At 41.6% G+C, this 17,749-nt stretch carries 14 protein-coding genes; 6 read left to right on the forward strand and 8 right to left on the reverse strand.

Annotated elements, in window-relative coordinates:
- Positions 1 to 1,204 (forward strand): glycoside hydrolase family 10-like protein (locus M595_RS12420; protein ID WP_023066675.1); only part of this gene is annotated, 1,204 nt, incomplete at its 5' end.
- Positions 1,205 to 1,253: 49 nt separating this feature from the next.
- Here the strand turns inward: M595_RS12420 and M595_RS12425 are convergent.
- Positions 1,254 to 2,573 carry a hypothetical protein gene (locus M595_RS12425; protein ID WP_023066638.1) on the reverse strand — a complete coding sequence of 440 codons (1,320 nt, stop codon included), beginning with the start codon at positions 2,571 to 2,573 and terminating at the stop codon, positions 1,254 to 1,256.
- A gap of 375 nt (positions 2,574 to 2,948) precedes the next feature.
- Between M595_RS12425 and M595_RS12435 the strand changes: the two genes are divergently transcribed.
- On the forward strand, positions 2,949 to 3,470 hold the full coding sequence (locus tag M595_RS12435) for a photosystem I assembly protein Ycf3 (protein WP_009787104.1): 522 nt from the start codon (positions 2,949 to 2,951) through the stop codon (positions 3,468 to 3,470).
- A 106-nt stretch (positions 3,471 to 3,576) separates the two neighbouring features.
- Entirely contained in the window at positions 3,577 to 3,867 is a 291-nt protein-coding gene (gene gatC / locus M595_RS12440) for an Asp-tRNA(Asn)/Glu-tRNA(Gln) amidotransferase subunit GatC (RefSeq protein ID WP_023066617.1), read from the forward strand.
- A gap of 230 nt (positions 3,868 to 4,097) precedes the next feature.
- Here the strand turns inward: gatC and M595_RS12445 are convergent, their stop codons facing one another.
- The 4 genes from M595_RS12445 to M595_RS12460 all read right to left on the reverse strand — a co-directional run bounded on the left by M595_RS12445 (position 4,098) and on the right by M595_RS12460 (position 10,612).
- Positions 4,098 to 5,003, reverse strand: a complete 906-nt coding sequence (locus tag M595_RS12445; RefSeq protein WP_023066671.1) for an alpha/beta fold hydrolase — start codon at positions 5,001 to 5,003, stop codon at positions 4,098 to 4,100.
- 81 nt (positions 5,004 to 5,084) lie between these two features.
- Positions 5,085 to 7,769 carry an ABC transporter substrate-binding protein gene (locus tag M595_RS12450; RefSeq protein WP_023066615.1) on the reverse strand — a complete coding sequence of 895 codons (2,685 nt, stop codon included), beginning with the start codon at positions 7,767 to 7,769 and terminating at the stop codon, positions 5,085 to 5,087.
- A 73-nt stretch (positions 7,770 to 7,842) separates the two neighbouring features.
- Positions 7,843 to 9,108 (reverse strand): DUF1822 family protein, encoded by a 1,266-nt coding sequence (locus tag M595_RS12455; RefSeq protein WP_023066653.1) that lies wholly within the window; start codon positions 9,106 to 9,108, stop codon positions 7,843 to 7,845.
- Positions 9,109 to 9,208: 100 nt separating this feature from the next.
- Positions 9,209 to 10,612: a sigma-70 family RNA polymerase sigma factor gene (locus M595_RS12460; protein WP_023066681.1), complete on the reverse strand. Its 1,404-nt coding sequence runs from the start codon at positions 10,610 to 10,612 to the stop codon at positions 9,209 to 9,211.
- A gap of 340 nt (positions 10,613 to 10,952) precedes the next feature.
- Here M595_RS12460 and M595_RS12465 point away from each other — a divergent pair, with 340 nt between their 5' ends.
- Positions 10,953 to 11,858: a DUF2207 domain-containing protein gene (locus M595_RS12465; protein WP_238987072.1), complete on the forward strand. Its 906-nt coding sequence runs from the start codon at positions 10,953 to 10,955 to the stop codon at positions 11,856 to 11,858.
- 479 nt (positions 11,859 to 12,337) lie between these two features.
- Here M595_RS12465 and M595_RS12470 read toward each other — a convergent pair whose 3' ends face one another.
- The 3 genes from M595_RS12470 to M595_RS12480 all read right to left on the reverse strand — a co-directional run bounded on the left by M595_RS12470 (position 12,338) and on the right by M595_RS12480 (position 16,630).
- Entirely contained in the window at positions 12,338 to 13,063 is a 726-nt protein-coding gene (locus M595_RS12470) for a choice-of-anchor E domain-containing protein (protein WP_052001766.1), read from the reverse strand.
- 563 nt (positions 13,064 to 13,626) lie between these two features.
- A complete protein-coding gene (locus M595_RS12475) occupies positions 13,627 to 14,295 on the reverse strand; it encodes a fasciclin domain-containing protein (RefSeq protein ID WP_238987073.1) in 669 nt (222 codons plus the stop codon).
- Between the two features lie 187 nt (positions 14,296 to 14,482).
- Positions 14,483 to 16,630, reverse strand: coding sequence for a kinase (locus tag M595_RS12480; protein WP_023066677.1), 2,148 nt, complete (start codon positions 16,628 to 16,630; stop codon positions 14,483 to 14,485).
- 162 nt (positions 16,631 to 16,792) lie between these two features.
- On the opposite strand from M595_RS12480, the gene M595_RS12485 reads away from it, so the two are divergent.
- Together M595_RS12485 and M595_RS31165 are read left to right on the forward strand one after the other, a co-directional pair.
- Positions 16,793 to 17,227, forward strand: coding sequence for a DUF29 family protein (locus M595_RS12485; protein WP_023066611.1), 435 nt, complete (start codon positions 16,793 to 16,795; stop codon positions 17,225 to 17,227).
- Between the two features lie 177 nt (positions 17,228 to 17,404).
- On the forward strand, positions 17,405 to 17,560 hold the full coding sequence (locus M595_RS31165) for a hypothetical protein (protein WP_023066627.1): 156 nt from the start codon (positions 17,405 to 17,407) through the stop codon (positions 17,558 to 17,560).
- The last annotated feature ends 189 nt before the right edge of the window (positions 17,561 to 17,749 follow it).

The raw sequence follows: 17,749 nt of genomic DNA on the forward strand, positions 1-17,749 counted from the left end.
TTTAAGCGTTGCTCTGACATTAACTCATTTTTATCCGACTACAATCTCTCAAACTTCAGTGACAGCTAGCGATGAAATTCGGGGCGTTTGGATTACTAATGTCAATAGTGGTATTTTGTTTGTTCCCGGTGGAGTTCAACGAGCATTAGATCAACTTTCACAATTAAATTTTAATACCGTTTATCCGGTGTTTTGGAATCGAGGAACAACCTTTTATCCAAGTGCTACCGCCCGTCGAGTTACAGGACGCTTTCAAGATTCATTGCTAAACTTAATTCATTTTGGAAAAGATGTTTTATCTGATATTATTAGTCAAGGACATCAAAGAGACTTAAGAGTAATTCCTTGGTTTGAATATGGGTTGATGGCACCGATAAATTCTCAGCTAGTCCAACGCCATCCAGAATGGATTACTTTACCCCAAAGTTCTAAATTTTTAGCCATTCCTTCTCTACAAGATTTAAACGATGCTTTACTTCCCAACTTTCCACCGAGTAATAAATTGTCCGGATGGTTGGGGATTAAAAATGTGTGGTTAAATCCCTTGCATCCTCAAGTTCAGAGATTTATAGAAGACTTAATTATTGAAGTCGTGATTAAATATGATGTTGATGGTATACAATTTGATGATAATTTTGGAATGCCAATAGAACTGGGTTATGATTGGTATACTCGTAAAATTTATAAGCAAGAACATGAGGGTAAACTTCCGCCGAATAATCCCGCAGATCCCGAATGGATGCAGTGGAGAGCGGATAAAATTACAGCTTTTATGAAAACCTTACATGATCAGATTAAAGCTGTTAAACCGGACTGTCTGATTTCTCTCGCCCCCAACCCCCGTGAATTTGCTTATAACGAATCTCTACAAGACTGGGAAACTTGGGTAAAACAGGGTTTAATTGAGGAGTTAATCTTACAAGTTTATCGAGATAGCCCTAAAGCTTTTTTAAGCGAGTTAGACGATCCAGCAATTCGAGAACTTCGCGGTAAAATTCCGGTCGGAATTGGAATTTTAAGCGGTACAATGGGACATCCTGTTGAGATCGAACAAATTCAGCAACAAGTTCAAGACGTTCGCGATCATAACTTTCAAGGAATGTCTTTCTTTTACTGGGAAACCCTATGGAGTTATTTTACTCCAGATGCACCCCGAGAACGTCGGAGAGTATTTGAAATATTATTTTCGCCTTCGCCCTCCTAACGTTCTACAATTCATGTATGTCAACTGATCTCAAACCCTGAAATTCCAATCAAGAATTAGATTCATTTAAGCGTTTTTGCCATTCGGCATCAATTTTATCTACTTGTTCGAGTTCTTGTTCGACTAAATCAGATTCGGTGGTGTAAGCTAAATCTTTTTGATCGATCACTGTTTCTGCGGCAAATTGACGAGCAAAACTCAGTTTTTGTTTAATAGAATCCTGAGCTTGATTCAATATTGCTACCCGTTCTTGTCGGTTTTGATTGCGAACTTCAATGCGAGCATTACGCCATTTTATCCAAATAAAACGGATCAAAGGAACGGTTAAAAATCCAATCCCATAAACCAACAAAAGCGGGAAAATAACATCTACAAAGGCAACCCAGCCACCCAAACTTTGAACTAGAGTCTGATCTTGTAATAAATTCCCCAAAATGATCGCACCGACAATATTAGCAACACCCAAACCTGCGGCTAACATTAATTGACCAGAACTAGCTTGGCTAAACTTCCACAATTGTTCTTTGAGAGAACTCACAATCCCTTGAGGACGATATTGAGTAGCAGTCGTTTGTAAATCGGGAAAATGATAAACCAGTTCACCTTGAGGACTCACTTTTGGATAACCATTAAATCGAGTTAAAACAGGTAACATATAGTCCTCGTATTCTTCCTCCTGACGACTAATTTCATCGAGATAGGGTGCAACCTGTTCAGCAATAACTGCCCCCTGATTGTTACGAATTAAGGTAGCAATCGTTTTCCAGCGTCGTTCTTCTAAATTAGCATTCGGATTCCCATCTCCAAAGAGAAAAGAAAAGACAGCTTCTAAAAAGTTGTACTGATTGTCTTTGAGGTTAGCGGAACGTTGACGTCGTTGATTGTAATAATCATTGTCATCCCAATACAAAAACCAATACCAGTTTGGGCCAAACCACAAGCGAGGAACAAAGATAAATCCACCACCACTATTGCTACTGCCACCGGAATCATCACCATCTCGACTGGAATTAATCGCAATCAAAATAATGGCAATGCTCACAAAAATCAGCACAATAGAAGCCAGTAGCAAAATCCCAAAAGAAATGCGGATGATATAAAATAACACACGCCAAACTTTTTCCCACCATTCTTGCAACTTTAATCGCCAAAATTTATTGCGAAGAACAGTCCGAAAATCCTGCGGAAACTGAAACGCAATTTCCCCAGACTCGGCGACTTGAAGATGTCCTCCCGCATCAGAAGCCAATGCGAGAAGTTGTTGTTGAGCGATATTAACATCTATTCCAGCTTGGGCGGCTACGTCCCCCACTGTGACGCGATAGCCCAACTGCTCAACCGATTTCATGATCGAAGGGTTTGGTGTCATAGCGCGTTTTTCTGCCCTAAAGCTTTCTCCATATACTTACTTCTAGTTTGACATACTTCCTCCGTGAAGCTTTGTCCTAATGGAGGATTTTTAAACTCACATTCCCAAAGAGAGTTATCAGTGATAAAAATAGACGCTTGTTGAGTGGATTGTTGATATTGTCGGTTGAATCCTGTGTTGGTAAGCGGCTTGTATAGCAGTCCTCTGGCGACATCCGAGAGCAATTTTTCGGCCGGGCTTCAGAAAAAGTAAACGACAAGCTAGCATGATAGAACAGGCTCTTTGAACGGCGTGAGTGTAAACTCAACGGTAATCAAGGGCAAATTCAAGTTAAATTAATGATCGCACAACTCTCAACACTGGAGAATCGAGTCAATGCCCAGATCACAACGTAACGACAACTTCATCGATAAGACCTTTACAGTAATGGCAGATATCATCCTCAAAATTCTGCCGACGAATCAAAAATCTAAAGAAGCCTTCGCCTATTATCGTGATGGAATGTCCGCCCAAGGTGACGGCGAATATGCAGAGGCTTTAGACAACTACTATGAAGCCCTTAAACTCGAAGATGACCCTAATGATCGTAGCTACATCCTCTATAATATCGCGTTGATTCATACCAGTAACGGTGAACATGAAAAGGCATTAGGCTATTATCATCAGGCAATTGATCTCAATCCTCGAATGCCTCAAGCTTTAAATAATATTGCGGTGATGTATCATTATCGAGCCGAACGAGAAAAAGAAGCTGGAGATGAGGATAAAGCAGAAGAATATTATCGTCAAGCTGCCGAACATTGGATACAAGCCATTCGTCTTGCTCCTAATAACTATATTGAGGCTCAAAACTGGCTCAAAACCACCGGACGCTCTAATATTGATGTGTACTTCTAAGCTCTGATTAAGTTGAGGTCAGTGACCTGTAGTTTGGCAAGATTGTTGCAGTTAACGCTGACAATTTTTGATGTTCTGACTCCCTATATTTTCTCTGGATTAAACAATGATTGATCGCGAACAAGTCCGCAAAGTTGCTCATTTAGCTCGGTTGAAAGTTACACCCGAAGAAGAAGAAAAGTTTACAACTGAACTCGGCAGTATCTTAGAATATTTTGAACAGCTTAAAGAACTCGAGACTGAGAATGTTAAACCCACAACTCGGGCAATTGATGTCAGTAATATTAGCCGCTCTGATCAGTTAAAACCCTATGAAAATCGAGATTCTCTGTTAGGAAGTGCGCCCGAATCAGATGGGGATTATTTTAAAGTTCCTAAGATTTTAAAAGAAGAATAAAGTCGGCGCAGATTTTTTTCAATAATCAGTTTGACAGTGAGCAGTGTTTTCAGGAGTCAGTTATCAGTTCTCACTTAAACTTCTAAACTTCTGAACTTCTACTGCTCACTGTTTACTATCATCTACTTTTTGACGGGTTAATTAATCTTTTTTTAGGGTTAATGAAAAGTGAAACCCAGTTAATAATTAACTAGGTTTCTCAAACTGATTTTCCAAACGTCAAACAATAACTAGAGATTAAAATCCACTGTTGCTAACCAATCCAAGATTTTAGGATTAACAACTTCGGGACGTTCATCGTGAGGACAATGACCCGTTTTTGGTACAGAAACAAATTGAACAGGTTGTCCCGCTGTAACTAAATCTTGATAAATTTTGGCTCCTTTTATTGGAGTCCAAGGGTCATCTTCACCCCAAATGACGAGTAAAGGCTGTTTGACTTTTGTTAATAACTGGGTGGGATGAGGGCCAGCCGGAGCCGTTAAAATTGAAGCAAAAACTTTCTGAGCGCCTTCATGATTAGAAGGTTGATAAAGCAATTCGACCAATTCATCGGTAATCGCTTTTTTATTTCCATAAACCTGACGCAAAGTGTTGCGAATGCGGTGTTTTTGACGCACTTGGTTAAACACAAACGAACCAATCACCGGAGAACCCACCATCTTAGTAAATGTTCCCATAATCCATCGTAAGGGCAGATTTAATTCCTCTGGGCGATGGTTCAAACCCCCTGCACAGTTAAGTAATACCGCCCCAGCGGAAATGTCAGGATATTCCGCCACCATCATCAAACTCAGTAACGCCCCGATAGAGTTTCCGATAAAAACAGTTGGTTTGAGAATATGTTCGGCCCAAAAATCATGCAACAGTTCAGTCCACAATTCCAACGAATAATCAATAGCAGGTTTCGCCGAACCCCCAAACCCCAGTAAGTCGATGGCAAAAACTTGATAACCTCCTTCTGCGAGTACGGGGATATTTTGCCGCCAATGTCCGATAGAAGCACCAAAACCATGCACTAACATCAGAGGATTTCCGTTTCCTTGAACCGTGTATTGGATAGAGTGTCCCTGCCATTGCCAAGTTTGCAAGTTTAGGGGAAATTTAGAAACAGGTTGTTGGGTAGAAAGCGTCATTTAATAAACTTTTGTAAATAAGACCACTCTCAAATGATAATAGGTTAAGCCCCGAATTTCTCGCAAATGCGATCGCTACGGTTAAGGATTTGAACAGTTCAAACCTGCCGCCTCTGCTGTCGCAAACTGAATCGGCAAAAATGCGAAGCCGAACTCTCGGCTAGGACAAGCAACAACCCTAACCCGGCTCACAGGGGGCTGTTTGCGATCGCCTATCCCCGGTATAAACTCAATTGGCCCGGTCACTCCCTCCACACCGAAAGTCTGATCTGCGATCGCCTGACGAACTCCGCGACGGGTTGGATGTTGGCGTATTCCTTCGATCAGTACCAAAGCCGCATCATAGGCTAGAGCAGTGCGGGGACTAACTGGCCCACCCCAAAGCTGCAAAGCGGTTTTGGAAAAATCTGGGTTAGGACTGCTCAAATAATGCCAGTGAACCAGTAAAATCAGTTTTTCTAAAAGTTTGGGCTTGGCAATTTTTAAAGCTTTAGGACTGTAGAGAGACAAAGTACCCACTATTGAGCTTTGACCAAGATTTTCTTTGATGACTTCTAGGGAACGAGCAAGAGAATTAGTCACCTGACCATCTGGCATTAAAACAATGGCTGATTCTCCAGAATCTCTAATTTTTTGGATGGCACGTTCGGCATTAAAATCTGGAGTAGAAAGATCAAAGGAATCAATGATATATCCTCCTTTTTCTAGAAATTTTTCTTTGAATTGTTTTTTATAATCACTAGAATAGGGACTCGCCGGATTGTAAAAAATAGCCACTCTTTTTTGGTTGATTTGATTGAGTAAGACATCAACCATGACATTGGCTTGCACATGGTTAACAGTTGGAATTCGGAAGAAAATTTTTCGGGGTTGTGTGCTGAGTTCAGAGGTTGTTGTACCTGGAGAAACTAAGACCTTTTTATTTTGATTATAAATATCTACAGTTGCCATCGTCATTTCACTCGTATAATGACCGACAACGCCTAGAATTTCTGAGCGTTTGGCTAGAGTTGTAGCAACTGTTATCGCCTGACTTTCTAAATTAGAATCATCAGCAATAATTACTTTTAAGCCTTTTCCATTCAAATTGTTACGATCTAAAAAATTTGAACCCGGTAAAACAATATCAGAATATTTACTCTGATTGAATAAACTTAAGTTAACTTCGGTTTGGGCTTGAGCTATACCTCGAAGAAGTTCTTCAGCAATTTCTGCATCTATAACCTCTTTTTTTAAAATAGGAACCACAACGGCTATCGTATAGTAATCGGCTCCTGTCGCTTCTAACAGTGCATTATTGAGATAAATTAAAGTTTCTGGATCTTTTCTTTCTTCCTGCCAGCTTTCTTGCAGATTACGAACAGCCTGTTGAGAGTTTTGATGGCTAATAAAACAATCAATCCACCGTTGTCGAACATAACCATTCCAAACGGGTAAAAAATCACTCCAGGGGCGCTGACAATTTGCCACAGGCTTCACACCCCTTTGCTTATCTCGGGGTTGAAAAGGAGTTAAAATTTCCTCACCTTGACTAATCTGATCTCCCATTTTTTCAGAACTCACAATTTGTGAAACTCCATAAAGCACAGTTCCCATTAAAACCAACGACAATGGAATGAATTGCCAGGGTTTTATTAAAGGTTTTCTCAGTAAATGATCGGGTTGAGTTTGAGGCCAATAAAGTTCAGATGCAGCCGGATTTTGACTCAGCACAGGCAGCCAAGATGCTCCTGGATAGAACAGTTTATCTGTATGGGTGGGAATTTCAATTTGTTGCAAATGTTGCCGAGCCGAACGAACAGCAGCGTGAAGCGGTTTACCCTGAATAAATTCTTCAAGGAAAAACTTTAAAAAAGTTCGTGCCACTTGATCGGGAACGGGTTCTCGCATGACGATCAAATGGGGAATCTCAAAATCCGCTAAATATTCAGCTATACCGAGTCCATCACAGGAATTAAAGACTGCTAACTTAACATTTTTAGCCGCTTTTTTTAAAGCTTCTTTTAACGCTTCAATTGATAAATTCAAGGAATGATCGACCTGAATTTGTTTCTCAGAACTATGTCCAGCATAAAAAATAATATCCCAATTTCCCATCCAGAGTTTATCAAATAGTTCTTGTGGAGTTAGAAAATTTCCCTTCCGGGGAATCGCAGTAATGTTTGCTCCGTATTTTTTTAAGGTTTCAATCAGTTCTCGATCCTCTTGAAGTTTCAATCCCCCTTGATGGCTGCCAAAAATTGCTAGAATTTTTAGGGGTGTAGTGAGTATTTCTGTTGGTCGATTATATGAAGACAAAAGAGTTAATTCTGCCTGGGGTAAAAAATAGGATTTATCAAATAAATCCCAGCGATCCCAGGATAATTTACGCAGATAAGCATTTGAGGTATCGAGAATAATTCGTACCGATTCAGTTGATGTTCCGTCTTTGACTTGCCCAACAATGCGCCCTCGAATATCCCCAAAGATGGGATCACTAAACCAAGTTTCTACTGTAGATTCTAGGGTTTGAGTCGCAGATTGACAGTCTTGCAAAGTAGAAGCATGGGTAGTTTGCCCATCTGGAATCTTAATAATTCGGTCTCCCAAGTGGGTATAAATTTCTCTCCATTCCTCATAAACTTGAGGAATTTGGGGGTTGGGTGGGAGTTGAGGGCAATTACTATCTGTAGCAATGATTCTGCCATCTTGCCAAAACTCTAAGAAAACGGGAAACCCGGATTCAAAACTACCCCCTTCTATCTTAATAACAGCTTGTTTGCTCATAATTACTCAATTGCTTTAGTCGTAATTCAGAAAACTCCTGTACTGTAATATCATAGGATTCAGTTCAGTTTATTCAAACCATGAAGTGTTTTGTCACCGTGGCATTATTGAGAACGATCTCAAGGCTAAACTGATCGCCCGGATCGGCGGTGAATTTAAACTGAATATAATCATCCCGCTCCCGAGAACGAACTTCAAATAAGGACTGACCCATTTCATCTAAACCAATCAGTTTTAAATTGGCAGGTAAAAAGGATTGTTCTTGCAGTGGATAAATTCTCAAAAGAATTGCTATTCGTTGGTTGGCTCTAGGTAAAATCGCTATCATTAGTGCTACAGAAATGCCTGATAATTGCATTCCCAAATCAATAGCTCGTCGTACACCGATAGCCGGATGACTCGGAGCAATTTCCCACAACAATTCTGCGGCTTGCCAGCGTGTTTCTTCATCTTCTGTTGTTTCTAAAACTTGCACAAGAGCGTGACTGACTTCAGTTGATGAGAGTTCAGATTCGGCTAAATTGACCTGATTTTTATCTTCCTGAATTGGGGGAGTTGAGAATTGTTTCAGAAATTTTTGTACAGCATTTATAAACGACTGATATGTTGCTTCGTCTGACCTCAAACACATCTGAATAATCGGTCTACGCTTCCCTAACAGTTCTTCTATCGGTTGCCAGTCTTTTGTAAAAGTCTGATCTAACCAGCGTGTTAACTGTTCAAAGGTATTTTCAATGAATCTATTTTCAGGGAGTTTGATTGCGGCTGGACTTAAATATTTGAGATTAAAAATTAAGTGGCTGGGTTCGGCGTTAAATGCCTCTAAAGACAGTTTGTAGTAATTTTCTTTTGTATTTTTTAGATTTTTTTTGATTAACTGGTCATATCGTAAAAATCCAACTACAATGACTTGATATTCCTCAATAAATACTTGAATTATCGTATAAAAATGGGCGGCAAAATCAGGAGAATCAATCATATTTTTAGGGATTTTAATTTCTTGATCTTCTAAACTCGCATTGGAAAGTAAGCAAAGTTTAAAATTCCCAACTTGGAGAGGGCTGATTGCTTCCGAAGATAGAACTTGAGTTTTAATGAGAGAATCCACTTGATAAGTCAATGTTAAATGGCGATCGCTTAACCATTGTTCTAATGCGAAGACAGCCAGTGCATTCAAATAAGCTTGCCATTGTTGGGGTTCATTGTTAAAGTGACGACTGAGGAGAGTCGCTTGCTGAAAATTTTCCGGTTCTAGATCAACCGTTTCTAACTGTAATTGTCGGTAAGATAGTGAATTAGCGTTTCCTTTCGAGCGTTCAGAATCAAGATCAAAATTCATGTCAATTCTCCTAGTTAAGCGTTGGGTTTAATAGTTATTGATTGGGTTATATTTTTTATAAATTGCTTTTAAAAAATAATAAACTCATCTTTTTGTGTTCTTAATGGTTGGATTCATAGTTTAGATAATCGCGCATTTTTTCAGCAAATAAACTGGTCATTTTTCGACATTGACCCGCCTGAATTTCTCGGGCTGCATCTAGAAATACAGTTTCATCTAAATAGTGAGTTAAATGTTGAATTAAAGAATCAAAAGCATTCGTATCTATAACCCCATCCGGCGAATTTAATCCTGCTTTATTCAACAAAACCTGAATCAACTGTTCCATAACCTGTTCTCGAATTTGATTGAGCATTTGCTTAAACTTTAAGATCCGACTAACTTGGGATTGATTATTCATATTCAATTCCCGAGCCACCTCACCTTGAGATTTATTTTCAAAATAGATCAGTCGTAAGCTAGGTAAAAAATTAACAGCATAATCAGCATACCAGGTATTTTTTTGGAGTTGATGCAGGCGTTGGGAAAGCACCCGCTCAATCGCTTCCATAATAGCTCGACTGCGATATTCGTCTAGAAATTCAAGCTCTATTGCGGGTGAATTAGAAGGTTGTAAAGTCGGAGTGGGGTTAACAACTTGTTCCTGTAGAAACTGAGCAATAGTTTTCAATCGATCCAACAGTTCAGGGGGAGAATGACATTGAATTCCTCGTTTCGCTAAATAATCGCGCATTTCCAGGAGTTGAGCTTCCGATGGTTCTGGACATTTGCCCCTTGCTCCTGACAATCGCCTGTCACGCCGATAAACTCCATGAAACACCTCCACTAAACTTTGATCATCGGGTGAAAGGGTTTCGGTTTGGTAATGTTTAATCTCATTCAGTCTCGCCCAAGGTGTAGTCAGTGATAGCCTGAATTCCACCCATAACATTCGGTTTAACTCTCGATGGCGACGAGTGAGTAAATAAGCCCACTTCCAGAGATCCCCTTTCGTTTGATTGAAGCTTCCGAGAATCTCCACCGAAAAATAGGAGTAGACTGAAGGCTGAACGGTTCCCTGATTGTCTAGAATAATTTGAGTTTGGCGGTTTGAGTCTAGCCCCACCCAAGTTTTACCATCATCAGTTAGCACTAGGGGCAATAAATCGAGAGTAGAAAAGCCATAGCGTTCACCGAATTGTTGAGCCAGCTTTTGACAGGCTTGAACGATTGCGTGGGAAACGTAGCACCGCAAACAAAGCCCTGCTATTGCCCAAGCGGGAATCGATGACAGAGAAGGATCACAATGTTGATTGAGAAAGTGAGATAACAAAATCGCTTGAATCTTTCGATCCTGTTGACTGGAGAGTTCCTGGGGTTCACCCTCATAGGGAAACCAAGCTTGAAACTGTTGCCGGGCCAGCGGTAATACCTGATCTTGATATCCCTTCTGAAAATTAGGCGCATCATAGCTGACAAAATCGATCCTGCGTAATGTCCAGTATTTGTAGCTCGGAACCTCCATGTACGATCTCTCCATTGGGCTAGGACTCAAAATTGATTCTTCTCAACATGACAATTTCCCCTAGTCTCTGAAGATTTTAACTCATGCAGATCTGGGTCAACCGCAGAAATAATTGGCAGAACTTGCATAAGTTTACTCTAACAGGAGTTAGTCGGGAACGAGCCCAGCGATTCGATTTTAGATGACGAACTGTTGTGCGTGTTTTGAACAGCATCGCCAGATTACCGTTTATCAAAACGATTTGGAATTGCTATAGATTTGCTTACTCCTTCCAAAAATGATGTACAAGATAAGATTTCGAGTAAAATGGCAGAGATTCCTAATTTTTTTACTCTCATTTTTGCTCAGTTTAACTCCCCTAATCAAGACTGTCGCACAAGAAAAATCTCCGTTTTATTGGGATTTTATTAATGTAGAAATGGAGGTTCAAGAGAATGGAGATATGCTGATTAGTGAAACTCAAAAATATGTTTTTACTCAATCTCATTCCAATCAGCGATATCGATATATTCCTCTAGATAAGGTAGATGAGATTACGGATGTTGCCGTTTTTGAAAATGAAAAACAAATTCCGGCTGAAACGGGTGTTGAAAATAATCAACTTTGGATTCGATGGAAACATGAGCTTAATCCGCCGGAAGCACACACTTTTGTTTTGAAATATCGAGTGATTGGAGGTCTACAATTTAACGAGGATAATATTCGGGTTTATTGGAAAGCGATTTTTCCTGAACGAAATACTCGGATTGAAAAGAGCAAAATTGTCGTCAAACTTCCTCAAGCATTGTCTGGAAACATTCTAGAATATACAAGTTATGGTGTCTCAACCAATATTCGTGAGATTAATCCCTACACTTTTGAATTTGTTGCTCAACAACCCATTTATCCGGCGCAGCTAATAGAAGTTTTTATTGCTTTTCCTCAAAATATTCTGGATATACCGAAACCCAATTGGCAACGTTTTTCCTTCTTAAAAGCTGTTTTAGATGTTTCTTTGTTCTATATTTCATTGTTCTCTTTAATTTTCATTATGAGAGGTATAAGTACCGATGGTGGTAGCAGTGCATATGGTAGCGGTACATTTGGCGGTGGCGGAAGTGGAGGTCGTCGAGGTAGAAGTACAGGTGGTGGTGGCGGTGGATGTGGCGGAGGCGGCGGTGGAGGTGGAGGTGGCGGCGGTGGAGGTGGAGGTGGCGGTGGAGGCGGTGGTGGCGGTGGAGGCGGTGGAGGTGGCGGTGGCGGCTAAAACTTCCCTTGGAAAAAACTTGATGGTCAGACAAGCAAAAAGACAATAAATGCCACCTTATATGAAATTGAAAAATAATGCTACAGATCAATTTCTGGACTTCCCTTGCTGACTCCGATCCTTTGCCCCCTGCAACCCCCAAAGCCGTTTCATTTTCCCCCTAAAACTTGATTTGTGGGGAGGTAGGGAGGTAGGGAGGTAGGGAGGTAGGGAGATGGGGAGGTAGGGAGACAGTTCTCAGTGACCTGTTATCAGCACAAACTTATGACTCGGTTATTTCCGGCGAGACTTAGTTTGTTAGAAAGTGTTCACTTCTGCTTCTTACCTTTTACCTTTTGTCTTCTGATGAGAGCAATAAAAAAGCATGAATTTAATCATGCCTAGACGAAGTATTAATATCAAACCATCAGGAAAACTGTTGTTAATATTGAAAATTAACCAAACTTTAACGTCTTCAACGAGAGAATCAATCAAGAGAATTATTGGTGAGATGAAGTGATTTTTTTGCGCGATAACCAACCTGCACTTGCAACCAATCCTAAACCAAGCATAACCGAGGGTTCAGGAACTTCTTGAGTTTTCTCGTATTCATAAACGACAGAAACCATTGCACCGCCTTGGGTGTTAATTTGAGAAACAATATTTGCTGACCCCGTAACTTTGGAGTTGGTGAAAGCGGAAAATAGGAAATCAATATTACCGTCTCCGATAAAAGCATTTAAGAAACTTTGGTCTGTATAGGTTTTTTCGCCCGAAGCTACAGCAGTTAATCCGGAGAAGGAACCCCCCGAAGTTCCGCCAAAATCAAACGTCCCATCATAAGCGGTGGCGTTGAGTGAATCTGCTTTGTTTGCTGTTTCATCAAATAAAGTCCCTAAAATCTCAGACCCCATTAACTGTAGATTACCGGATAAATCAAACGTTAGGGTTTGGTCTTTGGCGTCTAAGTTTTCAACATTTGCATTCCCAACGATTTGTCCATCAAAGTTAACTTTAACGCTTTTGAGTGTTCCTAGACTAACATCGAACTTTTGAACCGACAGCAGTGCATCTTCAATATCTGTAGTAGCGAGTCCAAAAGTGTCACTGTAGGATTTTGTCATCATCGCAGCATTTGCAACGCCAGCCGTCGCTATTAAGCCTGTCAATGTCGTTACGGTGGTTAAACCTGCGATGAGTTTAGGGTTGATGAATGAGTTAGTCATAGGGGTTTAGGTGTCGTGTGTTGTTAATCGAGTGATGTTTTTGTGTGTGTCAAATCTAGAACCTATTATCAAGGGGGTCTAGAAAACGGACTGTGATTTTTGTCACCTCATTAAAGCAAATTAATCACGGAGTGAGTCAGAAAAAAGGTTGATATCCTATATCCTCAAGGAATTTGTTCATCCAGTTTACCGATTTAAACACGTAAGTATTTTATTAAATTATTGTATAAATTTTAACTTTAGTAATTGCGTAAAAACTCGCGAATTTTGAATGAGTGTATTTTTGATGCAGAAAATATTGCACTACGCATTTAAGTTAGGACATTTCTAGATCCTAAAACCCTTTCACAGTCTACTGTTCCCTGTTCCCTAAGATTGCAAACTAAGTCTCGCCGGAAACCGCCGGGCCGCAAGGCAAGCGCTGTTCCCTGTTCCCGATTCAAGTAGCGCTATATTGCGTGATTCTGCGGTCAACCCCATAAAAAATCCCCAGTCTGCAAGTCACAACCTTACAAACCGGGAAAGTTAATCGTTATTCAGTTTTTTGAGTTGAATTACTGTTATTATTCAGCCCCAGGCATCAGCACAGTATCAATAACATGAATTACGCCATTACTGCCGACAATATCAGTCTTAGTGACTTTGCCATTATTGACTTGAACTTCGTTGGTGTCGGAGTTAACAGAAATCTCTAGCGCTTCTCCTTCAACGGTTTCAACAGCACCGGGTTGAATTTCAGTAGACAGAACCTTCGCCGGAACAACATGATACTTGAGAATTTGAACCAACTTATCCTTATTTTCAGGCTTCAGCAAGTCTTCAACGGTTCCTTCTGGTAATGCAGCAAAAGCTTCATCTGTCGGTGCAAATACAGTGTAGGGGCCTTCAGCTGATAAAGTTTCGGCTAAGTCAGCCGCATTAATCGCCGCAACTAACGTGCTAAACGTACTATCTCCACTGGCAATGGCAACAATATTTTCTCCCTCAGCTTCTGTTGCTGTGGGGGTTGCAGTTGTATCGGTGTTGTCAGTTGCCAAAGCCTCACTAGCGGGTTCTACTTCCGGCGCTTCCGTTACAGCAATGGGTTCTGTCGGTTCGCTCGCCTGTTCAGTAGCAGGTTCTTCAGTGGTATTGGTTGCAGTGGGTGAGTTGCAAGCAGCTAATACAGTTGTACTGGCTAAAGCAGCAAATAGAACGAAAAGGCGTTTTGTCATCTGAGTCATTTTGTTCATAACTGTTTATACCACGTAGATAAAAGTAACGAATCTTTATCGAACTTAGCGCATCTTAACACAGCCTTAACCGAAGTCAAGTTGTTTGAGAGTGCAGTTAACCGCACCTACAAAATCATTTCGTCCCACTTCGGAAAATAACCAAAATTAGATATTAATCCATCCGTAAATCTAACTAAAGGAGGATTTAAAACTGCCCCAACGCTCCCCAGACAATACCCGAAATCGTACCCCAAACCGCTCCGACTCCGGCAGAAACCACCATCGCCCCTAAAAACATCGGCATCGCTTCTCCCGATGTACTACTGAGAAAATCAGGAAATACGACTGCTGCGATCGCCCCGACAGCCGCCCCAGCGATCGCCCCCAAAAAATTCCCCCAAATTCCGCCCACAATCGCTCCTTTTGTCCCCACCATCTTCATCGACAAGGGTAAAGGCGGCACTCCCCCAATACTCCCAAACGTTGCCCCGGAGAGAATTCCACCTAATGCCCCCAAACCTGCCGCCACCGTCGCCATTACCAACATTTGTGACATCAACTTCGGCGTCAGCGTTAAACTCATCTGCATTTGCCATTCTCCCCACAAGACTGCCCCAATAGCCAACACCGCCCCTGTGATCGACCCCAACAACGCCCCCCAAACACTGCCAGACACCGCCCCCCTCAAGCCTCTGACTCCTCCAGTTGTCGGCAGCGATAAAGGGGGTTTAAACACACACCAGATCGATCCCCAAATTAACCCCAAAAATGCCCCCCAAAGCAAGGTTTGACCAACAACCATCTCGCCCGTTAACGCCCCAAACAAAATACCCGAAATCGCGGCTGCAATCATCGCCCCGCAAAAACTGCCCACAATAAACGCTTTCCAGCGATTTAAACCCCTCGGAGGCGGTAAAAACATACTAATCGAAACCCCAAAAAACGCCCCCCAAATCGTTCCCACAAACATCCCCCCGAGAATACCGCCAGTTCCTCGGAAAAACCCAAACATAATCGCCATAATTGCTGAAGAACAAGCTACACCCCAAATTCCGCCCAAGATCGCCCCTTGCATCAAGTTCAACATCAAAGATTGAATTTGTGGCGATAACCCTCTGGAAATTGTTCGGGTACGAGGACGATAACGAGAACGAGAGGAAGTAACGGCTTGTCTGACGGTCGCCCGAGGTTGAATAGCGGTCTGTGTCGGAATCAGTGATTGCGCGGAGCGTAGTGGCGAAGCCAATCGCAGCGTTGAACGCCTTTTCCGCTTCGGTTTGAGGGGTTTGAGGGGGAGTCCCTGTTGAACATCTTCGCGAGAGGGAAAGGGATCACGTCCGCCCAGTTTGGAGGTGCGTTCACACCACGGACAAGTGTTTAAATGACGACCATAACGGTGTTGACTGTATTTGTCGCAGGTGAGAAGGTTTTCTTCGGCTTCGATCAAGGTTAATAGCCAAGTTCTGGCATCAGGTCGGGCTTTGGGGTTTGTGTGTCCATCTTGGAAACACCGCAAAAATAATTCTTGCAGTTTGGGATGGAGGATTTCAAATGAAGGTGCCAACGGCATCGGTTTGTAGGGAACCCGGTTGTCTCCATAGACAAAATGACCAGCTTTAATGCGGGTTTCAATTGCGGGCGGATCACCACTCCCTTTATAAACACCAGAAAAAGGGTGTGTTCCTTCCATTAAGAGTTGAAAGATTAACACTGCTAACCCAAACCGATCATGTTCTGAGGTACGATCGCGATCGCGAAAGGTTTGACCTTGTAATTCTGGGGGGGTAAATTCAGCTTTTCCGACGGGACAGCGATAAACGGTTTTGGTTTGGGGATCTCGAACTTGAAAGGAGTCTGTATCAACTAGGGTGACTAAAGCAGTATCGGAGACTAAGATATTGGACTCGTTGACATCGCCGATCACGTAGTTACTAGCGTGTAAGTCGGTGACGGAGGCGACTAAGTTGCGGGCGGTACGATGTAGGTAGAGGTAGTTAAAGAGGGGTTTGCGTTCCCGCCGAGTTTTGGGGGTATAAAAGGTATGGACGGGTAGCGATCGCGTTACACTGGGCATCAAGAACCCGACGATTTTTCGCTTGTTGTCGGGGGTACAGAGAAGATCGACAGGCCATGCGATCGCCGTGACTCCGGGCATTACCGTTAACGTCTGAGGCGGGTTATTAAACATGACGGTGAGTTTGTCGGCGTCTTCCTCTGTCGGTTTATGATAGATTTTCGCAACCAATGAGGAATCTTCGACAACCGGAAATATGCGACCTTCTCCACCACTGGCGATCAGGTTGCTGGTATCTAGGGTGATTTTCTGTCCGGTGAACTGGCGTTGCAGCCGCATATCGCAGGGAGGGGGAGTTTAACGGGTTTATTGATAATCATATAGCCATTCTTTCTCAAGCATAACGTTTCTAGGCATTGCGATCGCGTAGCTTGTGTATCAGAACTCTACAATTTGCACTCAAACGCTAATATTAATCTATCCTCTCCTGATTCTGATGTTATGGAAGAAATTCTAGAGTTAAAAGAATTACTGCTCAAAGGCGACATCAAAGGTTCACTCGCGATTGTTGAGGAATTAGAAGAAATGAGTCGAGATGATATTATTAATAATATTCGCAGTCATGGGATTATTTTACTCCTTTATCTGATTAAACAACAAGCCGAAAATCGCACAACTCGCTCTTGGGATGTTTCCATTCGCAATTCAGTTCGAGAGGTTAGACGAAAAAATAAACGTCGGAAAGCCGGGGGTTATTATCTCAATCAAGATGAATTACTCAAAACCTTAGAAGAAGCCTATTTAAACGCGATCGATCAAGCTTCTCTAGAAGTTGAAGAAGGGCGTTATGATTCGAGAGAGTTAAAACAAAAAGTTAATCAAGAAGCGATTTTGCATCAAGGGTTAAATTTAATTCTCTCAGATGAAGATAGTTAAATCATTATTTAACTGTTGGGGCGATTTTGTTGTTTCCAGTTTTCTATTTCATCAATAGGAAATTGAGAAAATAATCGAGATTAAGATCGGAATCCGAGAAAATATCGATCTTAATCTGACTGTTATATTAACTGATTATTCAATCTTTAGTCTAAACTCCAGTGATATTGTAGTGCTGTGCTTTCCTGTCAAAAAAGTTCTATTCAGTTTGGAGAACAACCCAACTCAGACGGGACTGCTTTTGTTTGGTTCGACTTAAGCACCTTTCCCTCAGAACCGCCTATTTTGTTGGCGTCGAGTCTTTCGTTACCGAGTCGTCCACAAGCAGCTTAAAGTCGTCACCGGGGTACAGACCCAGTACCCTTTCCTTTATTGGTCAGAAACTCCAATGAGTATATTACTCAATATTCAAGCTTACTAAAAAGTATAAACCCAGCTAACTTTACCAAAAATTTATAAAACTATTCTCAATCTTTACAAAACTAGGTTGATTTTTTTCTCGAAATACTTGTGAACAATACA

The organism is Lyngbya aestuarii BL J (assembly GCF_000478195.2).
GTDB classification, from domain to species: domain Bacteria; phylum Cyanobacteriota; class Cyanobacteriia; order Cyanobacteriales; family Microcoleaceae; genus Capilliphycus; species Capilliphycus aestuarii.